Genomic DNA, 17,224 nt, shown 5'->3' with positions numbered 1-17,224 from the left:
AAAAGCAAAAAACTGCAGGCCTGTTATTTAGTTCAAGATAAAGCGGAAACAATACAGCTGACCAAACTCTTTATCTCCCTATCCAGCACCGTCCTTGCGTCGACAAGAAGCGCGCCGTCCTGTATCCTTGCGATCACAGGGGTGGTACTCTCTCTCAGCTTCTTTTCAAACTTATTGACAGACATCTTTAGAGGTTTAATAGATACGACAAAGGTTGGAAAGTCGGTCTCAGGGAGAGAGCCGCCGCCGGCGCGGGACTGATCAGAGATGATAGTGATATCGGCATGGTCAGAGAGAGGTTTCTTTAAAGATGTGAGTATCTTCTGCGCCCTCTTTTTGATGATATCCTTTTTCTCTGTAAGCATCCTGAGCGTCGGAATATCCCTGACAGCCTTCTCCTCGTCAAGGAACTGCATAAAGGTCGCCTCAAGTGACGCAAGCGTCAGTTTGTCGATCCTCAGAGCCCTGAGCATCGGATTCTTCTGTATCATTTGTATGTACTTTTTCTTTCCTATGATTATGCCAGCCTGAGGGCCGCCGAGGAGCTTGTCACCGCTGAATGTGACGATATCAACTCCTGACTTGATGACGCTCTGGACTGTAGGCTCGCCATAGACGCCGTACTTTTCAAGGTCTATCATGCAGCCGCTTCCGAGGTCTGCCATCACAGGCACCCTGAACTCTCTTCCTAAACCGGCGAGCTCCTCCATAGAAACCTCTTCTGTAAAACCTATAACCTTGTAATTGCTCGGATGGACCTTGAGCAGGAGGGCCGTATCGCCGCAGACTGCATTTTCATAATCCCTCAAATGCGCCTTATTTGTTGAGCCTACTTCCCTTAGCACTGCGCCGCTTGCCTCCATCACCTCAGGTATCCTGAATGACCCGCCGATCTCTACAAGCTCGCCTCTTGATACAACAACTTCCCTGCCCCTTGCAAATGTATTCAGGCAGACGAGCACAGCTGCCGCGTTGTTATTGACAACTATCGCATCCTCTGCTCCTGTCAGCTCAAGCACGATATCATTCAGATGTGAATACCTCTTGCCCCTTTTCGCGCTTGAGAGGTCATATTCAAGGTTTGAGTAGCTTGCTGCAACATTTGTTATATTCTTAATCGCCTCGTCAGAAAGTATCGCCCTGCCGAGGTTCGTATGTATGACGACGCCTGTTGCATTGATAACAGGCCTGAGTTTATAAGCTGAGAGTTCTTTTAATACTCTTTCAATGTCAGGAGAGAGAGCATCAAGGGAGAGGACCGGCGTGAGGCCGCTCAATATCTCTTTTCTTTTCAGGTCGAGAATATTCCTGACGGCTTTAAGAACAGACTTTCTCGGATAAGAGTCAAGCCATTTCAAGCCGTAAGAACTCTTGAGACATTCATCAACAGAAGGTATATCTTTAAGAGGATTAGGTTTATTCATCTGTGTTTTTAACACAAGGAAGGCAGTATGGTCAAGTGAGAGAGATACGTGAATTATTATTTATGTTTCAGCCTGACCCTGACCGAATTGCCGTGCGCCTCAAGCCCCTCGTTGTCTGCTATCTCGGCAACGGTCTTTGAAAGTGCGATAAATCCCTCTTTGCTCGCGTTTATCAGGCTTGTGCGTTTGATAAAGTCATATACCCCAAGCGGTGAGGAAAACCTTGAAGAGCCGCATGTGGGAAGGGTGTGGTTCGGGCCTGCTGAATAATCGCCGAGGCTTTCAGGGGTCCATTCTCCAAGAAAGATCGCTCCTGCATTCTTTATACTTGATAAAAGTTTCTCAGGTTTTTTTGTCATGACCTCAAGATGCTCAGGCGCTATGCGGTTTGCAATGCCTATCGCCTCAGCAATATCCGCTGTAATAATTATTGCGCCGTACTTAGTTATCGAATTCTCAGCGATCTTTTTTCTGCTGAGCTTTGCAAGCTGAAGCGCCAGCACTTTTTGAACTTCTCCGGCAAGTTCCTCTGAGTCGGTGAGCAGGATAGATGAAGCCATCTCATCATGCTCTGCCTGTCCGAGGAGGTCTGCTGCAATGAATGAGGGGTTGGCTGTCTTGTCAGCGATTATCAGGATCTCGCTCGGCCCTGCGATCATATCAATGCCAACATCGCCGAATACCATCTTCTTGGCGGTCGCAACAAATATATTTCCCGGCCCGACTATCTTATCAACCCTCTTTATCGTCTCAGTGCCGTAAGCCATGGCAGCGATAGCCTGTGCGCCTCCGATAGCATAGACTTCGCTTATCTTCAGCAGGCTGACAGCAGCAGCAACAGCCGGGTTGATCTTGCCGTCAGGGGTCGGCACGCAAAGGGCTATCTCTTTTACGCCTGCAACCTGCGCGGGTATCACATTCATCAGGACAGTTGACGGATAAGCGGCCTTTCCTCCGGGCACATAGACGCCCACCCTTTCAATAGGCCTTATCACATGGCCAAGCGTTATGCCTTTATCAGAGATGTACCAGGACTCTTCTTTCTGAAGGTCATGATATGCTTTTATTCTTCTGGCAGACTCCTTAAGCGCTTTGATCAGGTCTTTGCCTGCCATAGCCGCGGCGGATTCTATCTCTTCCCTGCTTACAGCGATGCTCTTCGGCTTTACTGAATCAAACTTCTCTGTATATTTTTTAACAGCGCTGTCGCCGTTCGTCCTGACATCATTTATGATCTTCTTAACAATAGATTCAAAATCTTCCCTGCCGTCTGAACCTGTAGTTGCCCTCAGGCTCAGTTCCTTTATGAAGATATCAACATCAGCACTCCTGATTATCCTCACTTCACCCTCCTGACATCTGCCCCAAGGTATCTCAACTTCTCCTCGATCTTCTCATAACCTCTGTCAAGATGATAGACCCTGTCTATGATCGTCTCGCCTTCAGCCGCAAGCCCTGCTATCACAAGAGAAGCGCTCGCCCTGAGATCAGTTGCCATGACAGGAGCGCCTGTAAGAGATCTGACGCCTTCCACAGTTGCGGTAGAATCTGACACCTTTATCTTTGCGCCCATCCTCCTCATCTCAGCAACATGCATGAACCTGTTCTCAAATATATTCTCAGTCACAATGCTTGTACCCTCGGCTACTGACATAAGCGCCATGAACTGCGCCTGCATGTCTGTGGGAAAACCCGGATAAGGCATCGTTCTTATATCAACAGCCTTCAACCTCTCAGGCCCCTTGACCTTAAGTACCCCGCCATGATATGCCATCTTTATCCCGGTCTCCTCAAGTTTCACTATCACAGGCTCAATATGCTCCATGCTGCAGCCCTGTATCTCAATCTCACCGCCGGTGATCCCGGCTGCTGCTATAAATGTTCCTGTCTCTATCCTATCAGGTATTACTCTATAGTCAAGCGGGGAAAGTGAGGACACCCCGTTTATCCTTATCATTCCGGTGCCTGCACCCTGTATGGATGCGCCCATTGATATCAATGCGTTTGCAAGGTCAACCACCTCAGGCTCGCATGCCGCATTCTCAAGCACAGTCTCTCCGTCAGCCAGGGACGCAGCCATCATAAGATTCTCTGTGCCTGTGACCGTCGGGATATCAAAGCAGATATGCGCGCCTCTTAACCTGCCTGACCTCGCATTGATATAACCGTCTGAAAGTGATATCTCCGCGCCCATCTTTTCAAGCCCCATTACATGAAGGTTTATCGGCCTTGCGCCTATTGCGCAGCCGCCCGGCAGAGAGACCCTTGCCTGCCCCATCCTCGCAAGCAGCGGGCCGAGCACAAGCACTGAAGCCCGCATCGTCTTGACAAGGTCATAGGATGCCTCGACATGATCTATATTCTCCGCCCTGAGCGAGACCTTTTTGTCCTGACGCTCAAAACCGATGCCGAGGCTCTTAAGCAGCTTGCCCATTGTGGATATGTCCTTCAGTTCTGGAACATTATCGATAAGGCTTTCACCCGAACTGAGAATAGATGCCACCATGATCGGAAGTGCGGCATTCTTTGCGCCGCTAATTGTTACGCTTCCCATTAATTTATTTCTGCCCTTAACTATTATCTTGTCCATTGCGCGCTCACTATCCTCTCTATGCCTGAATAATCCTTTATGGTTTCAATATTAATATATCCTGATTCTTTCATTATATGAACTACCTCATCAGCGCATCCGTCGCCAAGCTCAAATATGAGAATGCCGCTGTCATTCAAAAAAACCCGTGCAGCGGGAATTATCTTTTTATAAAAATCCAGCCCGTCCTCTCCTCCGTCAAGCGCGCTTAAAGGCTCCCATTCCCTTATCTCAGGCTGAAGCCCCTCAATATCGCTGGTCTTTATGTAAGGCGGGTTTGAGATGATAAGGTCGAAATATCGTCCTTCTTTAATAGGCTCAAAGAGATCGCCCTTGATAAATATGACATTATTTATCCCGTTCATCACGGAATTATTTTTTGCATAGGCGATAGCTTTATCTGAAATATCAACTCCGCAAACATCTGCGTCTTTGAATTCTTTAGCAACAGCCAAAGCGATACAGCCGCTTCCTGTGCATAGGTCAAGAATGGCCAACTGTTTTGTATCAACTTTATTTTGTAAGGTGTGAAGCCTCTTTATCGCTTCTTCCGCCAAAAGCTCCGTCTCAGGCCTCGGTATTAAAACACCCTCTCCTACTGATATCTTAAGCCCTAAAAATTCTTCTGAACCAAGTATATACTGAAGCGGCTCGCGCATTGATCTGCGTTCGGCAATTTCAGAAATGAGGTCATCCTCTTTATCCATCAATACAGGATCATCCCTGTATATCTTAACCGTGTCTATCCCAAGCCCATGCTTTAAGATAAGCTCAGCCTCTTTGCCTGCGGATTCCAGCCCGCGTGAGCTTAAAAGGTCTGTGATATCTTTTATTTTATTGACAGCCCTCATATCTTCTTTACGCCTCTTTTAACTTTTCAGCCTGATAATAATCATGAAGGTTCTCAACGACCTCATCAAGATCGCCCTCCATAATGATCGCAAGTTTATGAAGGGTAAGCCCTATCCTGTGGTCAGTGAGCCTGTTCTGCGGGAAGTTGTATGTCCTTACCTTCTCGCTCCGGTCGCCTGAGCCGACCTGTGATTTCCTGTCCTCTGCCCTCTCGGCGTCGACCTTCTGGCACTCAAGTTCATAGAGCCTCGCCCTGAGTACCTTCATCGCCTTCTCCCTGTTCTTTATCTGAGATCGGCTGTCCTGGCACTGAACGGTCAGCCCTGTGGGCACATGAACTATCCTGACTGCGGAATACGTCGTATTTACGCCCTGCCCTCCCGGGCCTGATGCGCAGTATGTATCAACCCTGAGATCGCTCTCCACTATCTTCAGGTCAACCTCTTCAGCCTCCGGAAGCACCGCTACGGTCACTGCTGATGTATGCACCCTGCCGGACGTCTCTGTCGCAGGTACACGCTGTACACGATGTGTGCCGCTCTCATATTTAAGCCGGCTGTAGACCTCTTTGCCCTGTACGGATGCCACAACTTCTTTTATCCCGCCGATGCCTGTGGCGTTGATATCCATTATCTCGACCTTCCACCTCATGCGCTCGGCATATTTGCTGTACATTCTGAAGAGCTCCGCCGCAAAGAGCGCGGCCTCATCCCCTCCTGTGCCTGCGCGGATCTCAAGGATAATATTCTTCTCATCCCTCGGATCTTTGGGGACCAGCATGATCTTTATCTGATTCTCAATCGCAATTTTTTCCTGCCTGAGTTCGGCAAGTTCGGCATCTGCAAGCTCCTTCATCTCATCGTCCTCGGATGAAGCGAGGATCTCCTCAGCCTCAGCGATACCCAAGAGGCATTTCTTGTATCTCTTTATCTGCTCCACAACTGCAGAGATTGCAGACTTCTCTTTAGAGTATGTCTGGCTCTTTGTGAAGTCTGAGAAGATATCAGGGTCTGACAATATCTCTGTTAACTCGGCATCCCTCTTCTCTATCTCTTCAAGTTTATCAAGTAACATTTCTAAAACATCTCCTGTTTAAAAAGGGTTTTGGGCATAAAAAAAGGAAACCCGCCTGAATAAATACAGAACGGGTTTCCTCTTATCGGTATCGTTACTTTTTTGCGTATTTCTTTCTGAACTTCTCAACCCTTCCTTCAGCATCCAGCAGCTTCTGCTTGCCTGTAAAGAAAGGATGACACTTTGAGCAGACATCTACATGAATAGTCGGTTGAGTGGACATAGTGGCAAACTTTTCGCCGCATGCGCAAACCGCTTTAGCCTCTTTGTATTCCGGATGAATTTCCTGTTTCAATGTAACCTCCATAAATAAAAACTTAGGTATAAACTATAACAAAGACAAAGACAATTTTGCAACATTAGCCCTGAAAACCGTTATCTTTCATATGAGTAGGTCTGATTTTTTCTTCATATGAGCTATCCGCTATCCATTTTTTAATTTATCTTTAATGCTTGCCATTACTTCTTCGTAAGAAAAAGTTTTAAGCTTGCCCTCTTTAGTATCTTTGGCCTGCCTCGTTAGCGCGGCCAAACTGCTTCTGATCTTGCTCTGAGTAAAACCCATAAAGGTCATCTCCCAAAGGCAGTGCGCTACTATTTCTTCCGTGGGCATCTTTTTAAGAACTTTTTTATCCACTTCATATCCAAGCCACTTTGACCATGGAGTATACTCGAGTGCGTATAATTGTTGAGCACCTTTTTCTGTGCACACTCCACTGACATCCAAATATGCGTTCTTCCCCCTGCCGACCTTCTTTATATCAATAACCATTCCTTCTTTGCTATATCTATGCCTCATATGTTTTAGAGTTTTAAAAACATACTCGTATCCCTTGATAATCTTTACCTGGTCTGGATAAAGCCTCAGCAGCGTCTCTTTAACATCTTTAACGGTGCATGCCTTTAGTATATCTTTGAACAACACTTTCTCTGTTTTGTTCTTTATCAATGCCCTCTCCTTTTCTTATGTTATATACCACATTATAACATTCAACTTTTCGCATCTTCTAATAGAGGCTTTTTTAGCTTGATTGTTTACATTATCAATCCCTATAATGATTAATGATTGAGGGAATACGACCGGCAGTATTAATTGTTAAACAAGAGAACAGATGAGAGATTTACCATCACCTTTTCAATTCAATGTATCCGAACTTGTCGGCAAGGCTCGACGTCACCTCAACAAGCGAGTCGATGGCATCATTATAAACCTTCCCTTTGTGAGCTTTGCAGTCAAACCAGACGATGTAGAGAAGAAAGTCGCCCGCGAAGTCGTTATCCGTCTCGCTGACAAACGGGTCTTAAACTCCTTTGAGTGTTGCGACAGTTGTGTTGAAAAAGCACTGACGTCCCTTCAAGACATTCGATCTCTCCTCGTTGATAAGCAGGTTGAACTTTTGGCCCAGACCGACGGAGGACTCTATCTAGTTATCGAGTTGATGCTTGACGGCATCCGGCAGTTTTTCACATTTGAAGAGAAACTGCGTACAATTAATCCCCATTCCCCAAGTAACATCCACACGAGATTCACGAGGCATGAACTCCAGCCTTACTTCGACGCATTGGAAATGCTCCGTGGCCATTTGTATCGCTGCCTTGCACAGGTAGCTGCTATTGCAGATACCAATATCCCGAAAATCTCAGATCACATGCGTTACGAAGATGCTTGGCAGCTTAATGCCTACAAAAAACCTGAACCCGTTGAACAATCCGACACCCAAAGCTATAGATAGCTAAATTACTTGAGCGGCCGGATATAACGACGCAGGGCGAAACTCTGAATGAACTTGAAGAAAATATGAACGAGGCGCACAACTTATCGTGAGAACTTAAAAATTAAAAACTGAAAATCATTTAAAGGAGTTTATGTTCAACAAAGACAAAAACAAGAAGCAACACCAAAGCACTTGGTCACTCAGTATGATTGAGGAGTTAAAAAAATACTTAAGTTACGGCCTCCAGCCTGGAGAAATATTATTTCTTATAAAAGAAAGAGAGACTTCAATATCATTTAATGTCACTACCATAGAAGAACATACTATTTATCGTGGGGGCATTCCTTATAAAGACCTTGAAGATATTTATGTTGGCTTAAGCACATGGGAGAACGAAGATTTAAAAGAAGAATACCAGAATTATCTTGGTTATATTGAAATATTAAATGGCGTATCATTCTTAAAGCAAGAGGAAAAGAATGTACCAATGATAAGGGGGTTTATTAAGAAAGATTTTTCTTTCTTTGAATCTATTAATAAAATGCTGATTGAATCCAGACTATTTAATAAGCAGCTAGCATTGAGCGTTATTATTGATTTTTCGGGGATAGATAATATCCCTTCTGATGAAATATATAATACGATTTGCGCAGAAAGAATATTAAATATAAAGTTGCCTATAAAGGAAATCGAAATCACTCAACGAGTTTCTTTTGATTGATCGAGCAATATGGCGACATAAATGACTATAAGTGACTAGCTTACAATGTACGCTGCAGTGCTTACACAAGATGAGCAATTGGAGGATGAACAATGACTGACAATAGCTTGGCCATTTTTGAGAGTAAAAAAATCCGCCGTCATTACGATGAGCAAACAGAAACATGGTATTTTTCGGTTATTGATGTTGTAGAAGCGCTTACCGTTTCAATCAATCCGACCGATTACCTGAAAAAGCTCAGAAAAAGGGATATAGAACTTGGCGCCTACATAGGGACAAATTGTCCCCAGGTAGAAATGCTGACAGAAACAGGCAAAAAAAGAAAAACTCTTGGAGGATCTGTTCAACATATCTTGCGGATCTTACGGTCATATTCAAAAGAACCATGGCGCGCCTGAATGCAGTGCTCGGCGGAGTTCAATATAATTTCTTCCTGCATTCACTTCCGCACGGGACAGAGTACTCAGGGAACACGGAGTCCTTTCACTGGCACATCGAGATCTGCCCGCGCACGAGCATACCGACAGGGTTTGAACTTGGTTCAGGCCTTTATGTGAATACGATCTGTCCTGAAACAGCTGCGGAGAAATTGAGGAATGTTGTTCTGCCTTAAAGTTAATGGTGCCGAAGGGAGGACTTAAACCTACCTTTTTAGCCTTCCTCAGAAAATATATATCTAATCAAATCAGTTCGTTAAGTCCCTGACATGTCTCAAAATCACTCGTTTTTACTTACTGTGAATTGTTTTTTTATTATATTTATCATCACATGTTAAAAAGTACTGTTGACTGTTTTGCTCTCAATAGGTTATTTTTTCTCTAACAATATATTTATTAAATCATCATGCTTAAAGTTAGACCTTTTAATTTATTAGTGATTGAATTAAAACTAGTATCAAGTGGATAAACTTTGGAGACTAACAATGAAAGAAAAAGTTAAGCCCGGAATTTCTAGCCTATTCGAATTTCATCATTATTCTCCAGATGAACAAAAAATCATTAAGAATGTAAGTTCTGAATGGTTAGTAACTAGTGGGGATAAAATTGCAGTAGGCAAAAGAAAGTATAGTTTCTTTATAGTAAAACCTACGGATATCTACATCGAGACTTTTAATTTACAAAAAGAACTTATTGTCGTATTCAGTCCAGATGATGTTTTTCTACCTAGAATACTTGATTCATTTGATAACATATACGATAAATTTCAAAGATTAAGGCTAGAAAAAATATGTACCATTTTGATTAGTAAAGATAAGAATATAGTTTCGAAACTTCAAAAGTTACTGACTAATGATATAGAGGCTCAAGCTGTCATTCCCTTTTCTTATGAAGAATTAATCAAAGATGAAAGGGATCCGTACTTCATGAGGGATAGATTCCAGTCATGTTTCTATTCACGTGATCTTTTCGCTTTCGAATCTCCCTTAAGAAAGGATACATTCTTTTTCGGCAGAAATGATCTTGTCTTGAATCTTGTGAATAGACATAGATCCTTCGAAAATTCTGGGTTATTCGGACTTAGAAAAACAGGTAAAACCTCCGTTATATTTGGCGTAGAAAGAGTTCTTCAAAAAATGAATGAAAACTCTATAAGGATTGATTGCCAAAACCCTTCATTTCATCAAAGGCGTTGGAATAAGGCATTGTTTTATATTATTAATGAGATAAAGCAAAAATATGTTATTAGTTCCACACTATCTAAAGAAGATGATTATACAGATGAAAATGCTGCAAGTTTATTTGAAAAAGATCTTAAAAAAATAATTAACAATTTTAAACTAAAAAGCATACTAATCATATTTGATGAAATAGAAAATATTACTTTTGAAATCTCACCATCATCCCATTGGTCTAGTGGGCTTGACTTTATATTTTTTTGGCAATCTTTGAGATCTATTTTTCAAAGAGAAAACAATCTTTTCACTTATCTAATAGTGGGAACAAATCCTATAAGTGTCGAAACTGCCTCAATAAAAGGCAAAGATAATCCTATATTTAATCAGGTTCCTTTTAATTATATATTTGGATTCAAAGTGGATGATACAAAAGAAATGGTAAATAGGATTGGTACGATAATGGGTTTGAGTTTTGACGATATTATTTGCAGTAAATTAACTGACGATTTCGGAGGGCACCCATATTTAATTAGGCATATGTGTAGTTTGATAAATCGCAATGTTTTAAAAAAGCGACCAGCACATGTTAATAAACTGATTTATGAGGACTCAAAAAAGACCTTTATTAATAAATATAGCAGTTATACCGAAATGATTCTGACAGTACTTATTGATTTTTATAAGGATGAATACGAAATGCTGAAGTATTTAGCTATTGGGGAAAACAGAACTTTCTTTGAATTTTCGAATTTGTCTCCTAACTACACAAATCATCTATTAGGTTACGGTATTATCGAAAAGCATGACGACGGTTATTGTTTTAAAATAGAAGCAGTAAAAGATTATCTTATGGGTAAACATAAATATGTAAACCTAGATCTTTCTCAAGAAGATATTTTAAAAGAGATATCAGAAAGAAGAAATAGGCTTGAACCATTAATAAGGCATATTATTCGAACACAGTTTATTGCAAATTATGGCAAAAAAAAGGCTTTGAATAATATTTTAAACATTATAGATACAAACAGAAGGGATAAATTTAAGTTGTTATCTTATGATGAGATATTTGACTCTAAGACTACGCCACTTTATTTCGAGGACTTAAGAAAAATAATAATTGAGCATTGGGACGTTTTTTCTAATATATTCGAGATAGAAAAAAGATACATTGATTCCATGATGAAAGAAGTAAATAAATATAGACCTGATGCACATGCAAAAACAATTGATAAAAATGAGTTGGATAACTTTCGAAAGTCTATCACTCAACTAGAGCAGTTGGTGGATAAATTCTTAGAGTAAAATGTTTTTTGCTAACACTATATTATCTGTCCTATTAAAGGAAGTTGTGATTACTCAACGATTTTCTTTTGATGCGCATTAACATTATTTAGGAGCCTATATATGAATAGTGAAGAACACAAAGCATTAAAAGATGCCCTTGCTTTAATTCAAGAGGAGATAGATAAAGGGAATTTAAGTTTAGAAGAGAAGGAAGCATTTGAAAGTACATCCGCACAAATAGCAGGACTTCTGTGCAGGGCATGGTTTCCCAGAGATCTCGGTAGAAGATTGATAATGTTACTTATTATGATCATAGGATTTATTGGATTAGTTTATGACCATAAATTACTTATGTTATGTTGGTTGGTGTTGCCACTGTTTTCGCCAAGACTGATGGGAGAGGTGCTATTTGCAATTGGTTCTGTTAAGAATAGTGGGAAGGGAGATTTATAATTTATTAACTTTTAAATATATCCAGGGAATCAGGGGCAGGTCTTTCATTTTGCTCTTTTCTTAAATTTATTTCTGAATCTTCTCTCCGTCATACAGAATACGGCTCACGTATCTCATCTTGCAGTAATCGCAAAACCCGTTTATGATAGAATATTCAAAAGGAGGTGCAAGGCAAATGTTCAAGACATTAGACCGAATAACGATTGACCCGGAGATTTTTCAGGGGCAGCCCTGCCTTAGAGGGATGAGGATGCCTGTAACGCTTATTCTTAAGCTTCTTGCTTCCGGCAAAACCCATGCGGAAATAATTGATGATTATCCTGAGATAGAAGATGATGATATAAAACAGTGTATTGAGTATGCGGCCTGGCTTGCAAGCGAAAAAAATGTAGCGATATCCTGTATCCATTAATGAAATTTCTTGCTGATATGCCTGTCTCACCAAAAACGGTCAATTATCTAAGAGATATTGGACATGATATCTATCGTATAAATGAAAAAGGGCTTCCTAAAGCAAAAGATTCTGAAATAGTTGACATTGCAATAAATGAACAGAGAATAATTCTTACAATGGATCTTGATTTCCCTGCAATAATTGCCAAGTCCGGTATGTCAACTCCGTCTGCCATTATCTTCCGGTTATCCGATGAGAGCCATGAGAATATCAATGCACTACTTACAAACATTCTTCCGCAGATCGAAAAAGAAGTTCTCAAGGGAGCTATTGTAATGATAGAAGATGACAGGTTCCGTGTCAGGGAATTGCCAATTGTGTAACCTGCTGTGAGGTGGATTAATATTTAATCATGGTCCAGAAACTCTTTAAGGCATTTAGTCCTTGAGGGGTGCCTGAGTTTTCTGAGGACATTGGCCTCTACCTGCCTGATCCTCTCACGGGTAACATTGAAATTCTTTGCCACCTCTTCCAGTGTTTCCGGATGACCGTTTCCTATGCCGAACCTTCTCTTTATGATATCCGCTTCCTTTGGTGTAAGGGTCAGCATGATCTTTTCGATCTCCTCCTGAAGGTTATGGTGGATTGCACATTCTAAAGGCGACAAGGCTGTCTTATCTTCCATAAGATCCAGAAGGAAGGTGTCTGACCCCTCTCCAACGGGAGTCTCCAGGGAGACAGGCTCCTTGGCTATCTTCATGATCTCCTTGATCTTTTCATCGGTGACGCCCATCTTTTCCGCGATCTCTTCCGTTGAGGGTTCTCTGCCGAGTTCCTGAACAAGCTCCCTTGATGCCTTTGCCAGCGCGCTTAGTGTGCCTACAATATGAACAGGTATCCTGACCGTTCTGGCACAGTCTGCAAGTGAACGCGAAATAGCCTGCTTTATCCACCATGTGGCATAGGTGCTGAACTTGTAGCCCCTTCTGTATTCAAACCTGTCAACCGCCTTCATTAAACCTATATTGCCTTCCTGCACGAGATCAGGCAGGCTTAGTCCACGGCCTATGTACTTCTTTGCCATACTGACAACAAGCCTGAGATTCGCCTCTATAAGCAGCCTCTTTGCTGAAAGGACTTTTCCTTCATGATGCGCAAGCAGCCTCAGAGCCTTTTTAGCCTCAAGATGACCAAGCCCGAGAGAAGACTCTATTACAGCTATCTCCAGTTTAATGTCTTGCGGGTTATTTAAAGGAATGTTTTTCCCCTTTTTGAGAATATCGATCCTGGATAATGCATCACAGAACTGCTCAATGAATATCCGCACCACTTCTTCTTCAAGGCGGAGTTCGGATATTTTTGCAAAGATTAGCCTCTTGTTCTCTTCCAGCTCGTTCTTCAGCGCGGCCCTCTTTTCAGCAAAGAGCCCTTTTTGATTGTATCGGCTGACTATTGTTTCCCTTGTGTCATAAAGGTTCTTAATATTCTCTATCGTCTTTATAAAATGTTCAGTGACGCTTGCCCTGTCTTTGTCTGAGATGTCATCGGCATAAGAGATGAAGTCGTCTATCATCGCCTCATCCTTATTGAATACCTCCTGCAATGCGATGATCTTCTTTATAATAAAGGGTATCGCAAAGACTATGCGCCTTTCTTTCTCCCTCTCTGTCTCTATCTTCTTTGCCGCTTCAGTCTCTTCTTCCTTGCTGAGCAGGGGAAGGGCGCCCATATCCCTCAGATATATTTTTATGAGGTCATCAGTCAAGAGCGCGCTGTTGGAAAAAGAATTATCTATTTCAGCGGACTCTTCTCCCTCATCGCTCTCTTCAGGCAGGTCTGTATCCTCTTCATCATTCGGCAGGAAGATATCAACAAAGTCGCTCATGTCAGATGCCTCCTGATTTCTGGAGGCTGTCCTGCTTCATCTGAAGTTCCCTCAGCAGATTACTGTCTTTTTTCATCTCAGCATCCCTTATTCTTTCCCTCAGCTCCTGTATCAGGAACTTGCGCTTCTTTTCTTTAATTCCGGCGACACAGTCTGACAGCACCTTGTCAGGGTCATCAAACTCAGCCTTAATCATGATCTCACTCAGTAATGCTTTCTCCTCATCATCACATTGTAGCATCAGCTTGTCAAAATCCCTAAGGCCTTTTCTTATCTTTTTAAGTATAGACCCAGTAACTATATCTTTGAAATCATCTTCAGTAATACTGGCGAAGACCACATCAGCTTTTCCAGGGAACTGAAGCAGCAGTTTAATTATATATGCCTCATCTAAAGGCTTGGGCTTTCTTGCCGATTCACGCCCGGCCTTCACATCAGGGCGCACCGGAGAACGCACTGCTTTGTTCTTCATCTTCTGTAACTCCTCAAAGATGAAGACCTCTTTTATGCTGAGCTTTTCTGATAACTCTTTGACATAACCATCCAGGAGAAGGCTGTCTGATATTTTGGAGACGGTATCAATGGCCTCACGTGCTATTGCGCGCTTTTCCTTCTTCTGCCTGACCAGAAAATCTATTATTGATAGAGGCTTCGCAATAAGGTCACTGAAGGCTTGTTTCCCATTTCTCCTTAAGAAACTGTCAGGGTCATCCTTCTCAGGCAGAGAGAGTACCTTTATATCAAGCCCGCATTCAAAGAGTGTCTCCGCAGCGCTTCTGGAAGCCTTAATGCCTGCCTGGTCGCTGTCAAAGACGATTATGACATTGTCAGTAAACCTCTTTATCAGCTTGCCGTGTTCTTGCGTGAGCGCGGTCCCAAGAGGCGCGACCGCGTTCGTGAAGCCGTTCATATGAGCTGCTATAACATCCAGGTATCCCTCCATTAATAAAATACGGTCTGCTTCTTTAATATGTTTTTTTGCGTCATTCAAACCATAAAGCGCTTTGCTCTTATTGAAGACAGGCGTCTCAGGCGAGTTAAGATATTTAGGTTCGGAATCATCCATCACCCTTCCGCCGAATGCTATGACATCGCCCCTTAGATCAAATATCGGGAAGACGATCCTGTGCCTGAACATATCAAAATATCCCTTTGGGGTCTTGCTTGCCAAGCCTGATTTCACTATCATCTCAGGCCTGAAGCCTTTGCCCTCAAGATATTTCTTTAGAGCATCCCAGGACTTCGGGGCATAGCCGAGATAAAAGAGCTTGCGTGCTTCCTCAGTGATGCCTCTTTTTTCAAGGTATGCAGATGCAATTGGACTCTTCTGGAGATTCTGCTGAAAAAAAGCGAGCGCGAGTTTCTGGATCTTCAGGATCGTCTCTTTTTCTCCTGACCTTCCTGCATCCTCACTCGACATCTTAAGTGTGACACCAGCTTTTTTGGCAAGGAATCTGAGCGCTTCCTTGAATTCGATCTTCTCATGCTGCATTACAAAGGTGAAGATATCGCCTCCGTTGCCGCATCCGAAACAGCGGTATATCTGCTTGGCAGGGTTGACTGTGAATGAGGGGGTTTTCTCGGCATGAAAAGGGCAGAGCCCCTTCCAGTTATGACCGGCCTTTTTCAGGGATACATATTCAGATATCATCTCAACGATATCTATCCTGCTCTTTATCTCCTCAAGGCTGCTGTCGTATGAAGGCATTGTCTGAAATTGATCAAAGATCCGGGGGGTCTTCTTTTTAATTGTTTTTTACATTTTGATATATATCGCCGCGTTTTTATTTTTCATTTACTATTTTTTCTTGAGCCTGCTGAATCTCTTAAATCCTGAACATTCGATTATCCTGAGACTGCCCTGCTTCTGTATCTCATCGAACAGAAGGTTCATGCCGAGATTGTCGCTTGATATGTGGCCTGCGATCACAACATTGATATGGTGATCTTCTGCCAGCTTCCGGTGGTCATCTCCTATATGCATTCCGACAACCGTTCCTACGCCTGAGGCTGCAAGCTTTTCATATATCTCCTTCGGCCCGCCTGTCCCGCCTGTCATATCAACAAATATCTTTCCCGCGCTCCTGTTCTTGTTGCCTGTAAAGAGCTTGGGCCCTGCATTGATCTTTGCGGACTCCTGGTATTCCGGTATCTCAAGAAGCAGGTCCAGCACTTCGCCTACGGTCTCAGGTTTTTTTGTGTCGATCATCTTCTGAAGATAGGTGACAACATGGTTGTCAGCCGGTGTGTGTGCAGACATTAATGGTATATCAAGCAGCCTCGCGGCATCTACAGCCTGTGTGTGGTTTGCCGGAGATATCCTTCTCTCGACCTCTTTCATCCTGCCTTCCAAAAGGCCTTCGGCGATATTGATCGGCACGCCGAACTTGTGGAATATATCCGCCTGCATTCCCATTACCTCATAGAGGCTGGCATATGCCCTTCCTCCGGGATGATGAGAAATGACAAGGTCAACCTTCTCACCTTTAGATGAAAGCCTGTCGGCAAGAAGCATCTCGCCTGTCCCTATATCTATGCCTACAAGTGCTGTCTTTATCTCTTCTTTCCCTGTGCCGTAAAGTATCCTGGTGTCGGCATAAGGGTTTGTCAGTCCATCTTTGTCAAAATATTTTTTTTCAGCCTCTTTCATTTCTTTATAACGCTTGTTAACTTTGTCGAGAGACTTTTGTACAGCCTTCCTGCCGCGCGGGTCAGCCTCCATACCCCTGTCTATTATTGCCTCGTATATATTTTTAAGCTTCATCTATGCCTCCTCAAGAAGTTTTTTTACAAGTGCGCTGACTAATTTCCCGTCAGCCTTTCCCTTTGTCTTTACCATCATCGCCTTCATCACATTCCCGAAGTCTTTAGCCCCTGATGCCCCTGTCTCTTTGATAGCCTCTTTGGCCATCTCTTTTATTTGGTCATCGGAAAGCTGTTCCGGCAGATATGACTGAACTATCTCCAACTCTTCACGCTCTTTGGCGGCAAGCTCTTCACGCCCTGCCTGCGCAAACTGTTCAACCGATTCTTTTCCCTTTTTCACAAAAGAGTTGAGAATCGCCATGACCTCATCATCATTTAATACTACATGCCCGTTATCGATCTCTTTGTTCCTGATGGCAGATTTTATCATTCGGAGGATCGACAATCTTGTCTTATCATTTGCTTTCAAAGCAGATTTGATGTCAGATGATATTTGATCAGAAAGAGACAT

At 42.9% G+C, this 17,224-nt stretch carries 18 protein-coding genes and 1 pseudogene; 8 read left to right on the top strand and 11 right to left on the bottom strand.

What is annotated here, in order from left to right; genetic code table 11:
* Window positions 1-32 precede the first annotated feature (32 nt).
* The 7 genes from selA to Q7U10_11815 form a co-directional block, all read right to left on the bottom strand.
* Complete coding sequence (selA, locus tag Q7U10_11845; GenBank protein ID MDO8283292.1) at window positions 33-1,424, bottom strand: L-seryl-tRNA(Sec) selenium transferase; 1,392 nt, start codon at window positions 1,422-1,424, stop codon at window positions 33-35.
* Between the two features lie 56 nt (window positions 1,425-1,480).
* Window positions 1,481-2,767 carry a histidinol dehydrogenase gene (gene hisD, locus Q7U10_11840; protein MDO8283291.1) on the bottom strand — a complete coding sequence of 429 codons (1,287 nt, stop codon included), beginning with the start codon at window positions 2,765-2,767 and terminating at the stop codon, window positions 1,481-1,483.
* Window positions 2,764-4,014: a UDP-N-acetylglucosamine 1-carboxyvinyltransferase gene (murA, locus tag Q7U10_11835; protein MDO8283290.1), complete on the bottom strand. Its 1,251-nt coding sequence runs from the start codon at window positions 4,012-4,014 to the stop codon at window positions 2,764-2,766. The genes hisD and murA overlap by 4 nt, the downstream gene beginning before the upstream one ends.
* Window positions 4,002-4,865, bottom strand: coding sequence for a peptide chain release factor N(5)-glutamine methyltransferase (prmC, locus tag Q7U10_11830; GenBank protein ID MDO8283289.1), 864 nt, complete (start codon window positions 4,863-4,865; stop codon window positions 4,002-4,004). Before prmC ends, murA begins: the two co-directional genes overlap by 13 nt.
* A 7-nt stretch (window positions 4,866-4,872) precedes the next feature.
* A complete protein-coding gene (prfA, locus tag Q7U10_11825) occupies window positions 4,873-5,940 on the bottom strand; it encodes a peptide chain release factor 1 (protein MDO8283288.1) in 1,068 nt (355 codons plus the stop codon).
* Window positions 5,941-6,034: 94 nt separating this feature from the next.
* On the bottom strand, window positions 6,035-6,235 hold the full coding sequence (rpmE, locus tag Q7U10_11820) for a 50S ribosomal protein L31 (GenBank protein MDO8283287.1): 201 nt from the start codon (window positions 6,233-6,235) through the stop codon (window positions 6,035-6,037).
* A 129-nt stretch (window positions 6,236-6,364) separates the two neighbouring features.
* Complete coding sequence (locus Q7U10_11815) at window positions 6,365-6,889, bottom strand: hypothetical protein (protein MDO8283286.1); 525 nt, start codon at window positions 6,887-6,889, stop codon at window positions 6,365-6,367.
* A gap of 163 nt (window positions 6,890-7,052) precedes the next feature.
* Here Q7U10_11815 and Q7U10_11810 point away from each other — a divergent pair, with 163 nt between their 5' ends.
* From Q7U10_11810 to Q7U10_11775, 8 genes and pseudogenes are all read left to right on the top strand, one after another.
* Complete coding sequence (locus Q7U10_11810; protein MDO8283285.1) at window positions 7,053-7,673, top strand: hypothetical protein; 621 nt, start codon at window positions 7,053-7,055, stop codon at window positions 7,671-7,673.
* Window positions 7,674-7,806: 133 nt separating this feature from the next.
* Window positions 7,807-8,376, top strand: coding sequence for a hypothetical protein (locus Q7U10_11805; protein MDO8283284.1), 570 nt, complete (start codon window positions 7,807-7,809; stop codon window positions 8,374-8,376).
* A 92-nt stretch (window positions 8,377-8,468) separates the two neighbouring features.
* Window positions 8,469-8,747, top strand: a pseudogene (locus Q7U10_11800) (hypothetical protein).
* Window positions 8,748-8,761: 14 nt separating this feature from the next.
* Window positions 8,762-8,989, top strand: a complete 228-nt coding sequence (locus Q7U10_11795) for a hypothetical protein (GenBank protein MDO8283283.1) — start codon at window positions 8,762-8,764, stop codon at window positions 8,987-8,989.
* A gap of 309 nt (window positions 8,990-9,298) precedes the next feature.
* Window positions 9,299-11,293, top strand: coding sequence for a hypothetical protein (locus tag Q7U10_11790; protein MDO8283282.1), 1,995 nt, complete (start codon window positions 9,299-9,301; stop codon window positions 11,291-11,293).
* 102 nt (window positions 11,294-11,395) lie between these two features.
* Window positions 11,396-11,728, top strand: a complete 333-nt coding sequence (locus Q7U10_11785; GenBank protein MDO8283281.1) for a hypothetical protein — start codon at window positions 11,396-11,398, stop codon at window positions 11,726-11,728.
* A 175-nt stretch (window positions 11,729-11,903) separates the two neighbouring features.
* On the top strand, window positions 11,904-12,140 hold the full coding sequence (locus Q7U10_11780; protein MDO8283280.1) for a DUF433 domain-containing protein: 237 nt from the start codon (window positions 11,904-11,906) through the stop codon (window positions 12,138-12,140).
* Complete coding sequence (locus Q7U10_11775; protein ID MDO8283279.1) at window positions 12,140-12,505, top strand: DUF5615 family PIN-like protein; 366 nt, start codon at window positions 12,140-12,142, stop codon at window positions 12,503-12,505. The genes Q7U10_11780 and Q7U10_11775 overlap by 1 nt, the downstream gene beginning before the upstream one ends.
* A 23-nt stretch (window positions 12,506-12,528) precedes the next feature.
* Here Q7U10_11775 and Q7U10_11770 read toward each other — a convergent pair whose 3' ends face one another.
* From Q7U10_11770 to Q7U10_11755, 4 genes are all read right to left on the bottom strand, one after another.
* Entirely contained in the window at window positions 12,529-14,007 is a 1,479-nt protein-coding gene (locus tag Q7U10_11770) for a sigma-70 family RNA polymerase sigma factor (protein ID MDO8283278.1), read from the bottom strand.
* A 1-nt stretch (window position 14,008) separates the two neighbouring features.
* A complete protein-coding gene (gene dnaG, locus Q7U10_11765) occupies window positions 14,009-15,715 on the bottom strand; it encodes a DNA primase (GenBank protein MDO8283277.1) in 1,707 nt (568 codons plus the stop codon).
* A gap of 90 nt (window positions 15,716-15,805) precedes the next feature.
* Window positions 15,806-16,771, bottom strand: a complete 966-nt coding sequence (locus Q7U10_11760; protein ID MDO8283276.1) for an NGG1p interacting factor NIF3 — start codon at window positions 16,769-16,771, stop codon at window positions 15,806-15,808.
* Window positions 16,772-17,224, bottom strand: coding sequence for a GatB/YqeY domain-containing protein (locus Q7U10_11755; GenBank protein MDO8283275.1), 453 nt, complete (start codon window positions 17,222-17,224; stop codon window positions 16,772-16,774).

The sequence above is a fragment of the Thermodesulfovibrionia bacterium genome (assembly GCA_030646035.1).
Lineage (GTDB): Bacteria > Nitrospirota > Thermodesulfovibrionia > UBA6902 > UBA6902 > JACQZG01.
This window is presented reverse-complemented; position numbering and strand designations above follow the sequence as displayed.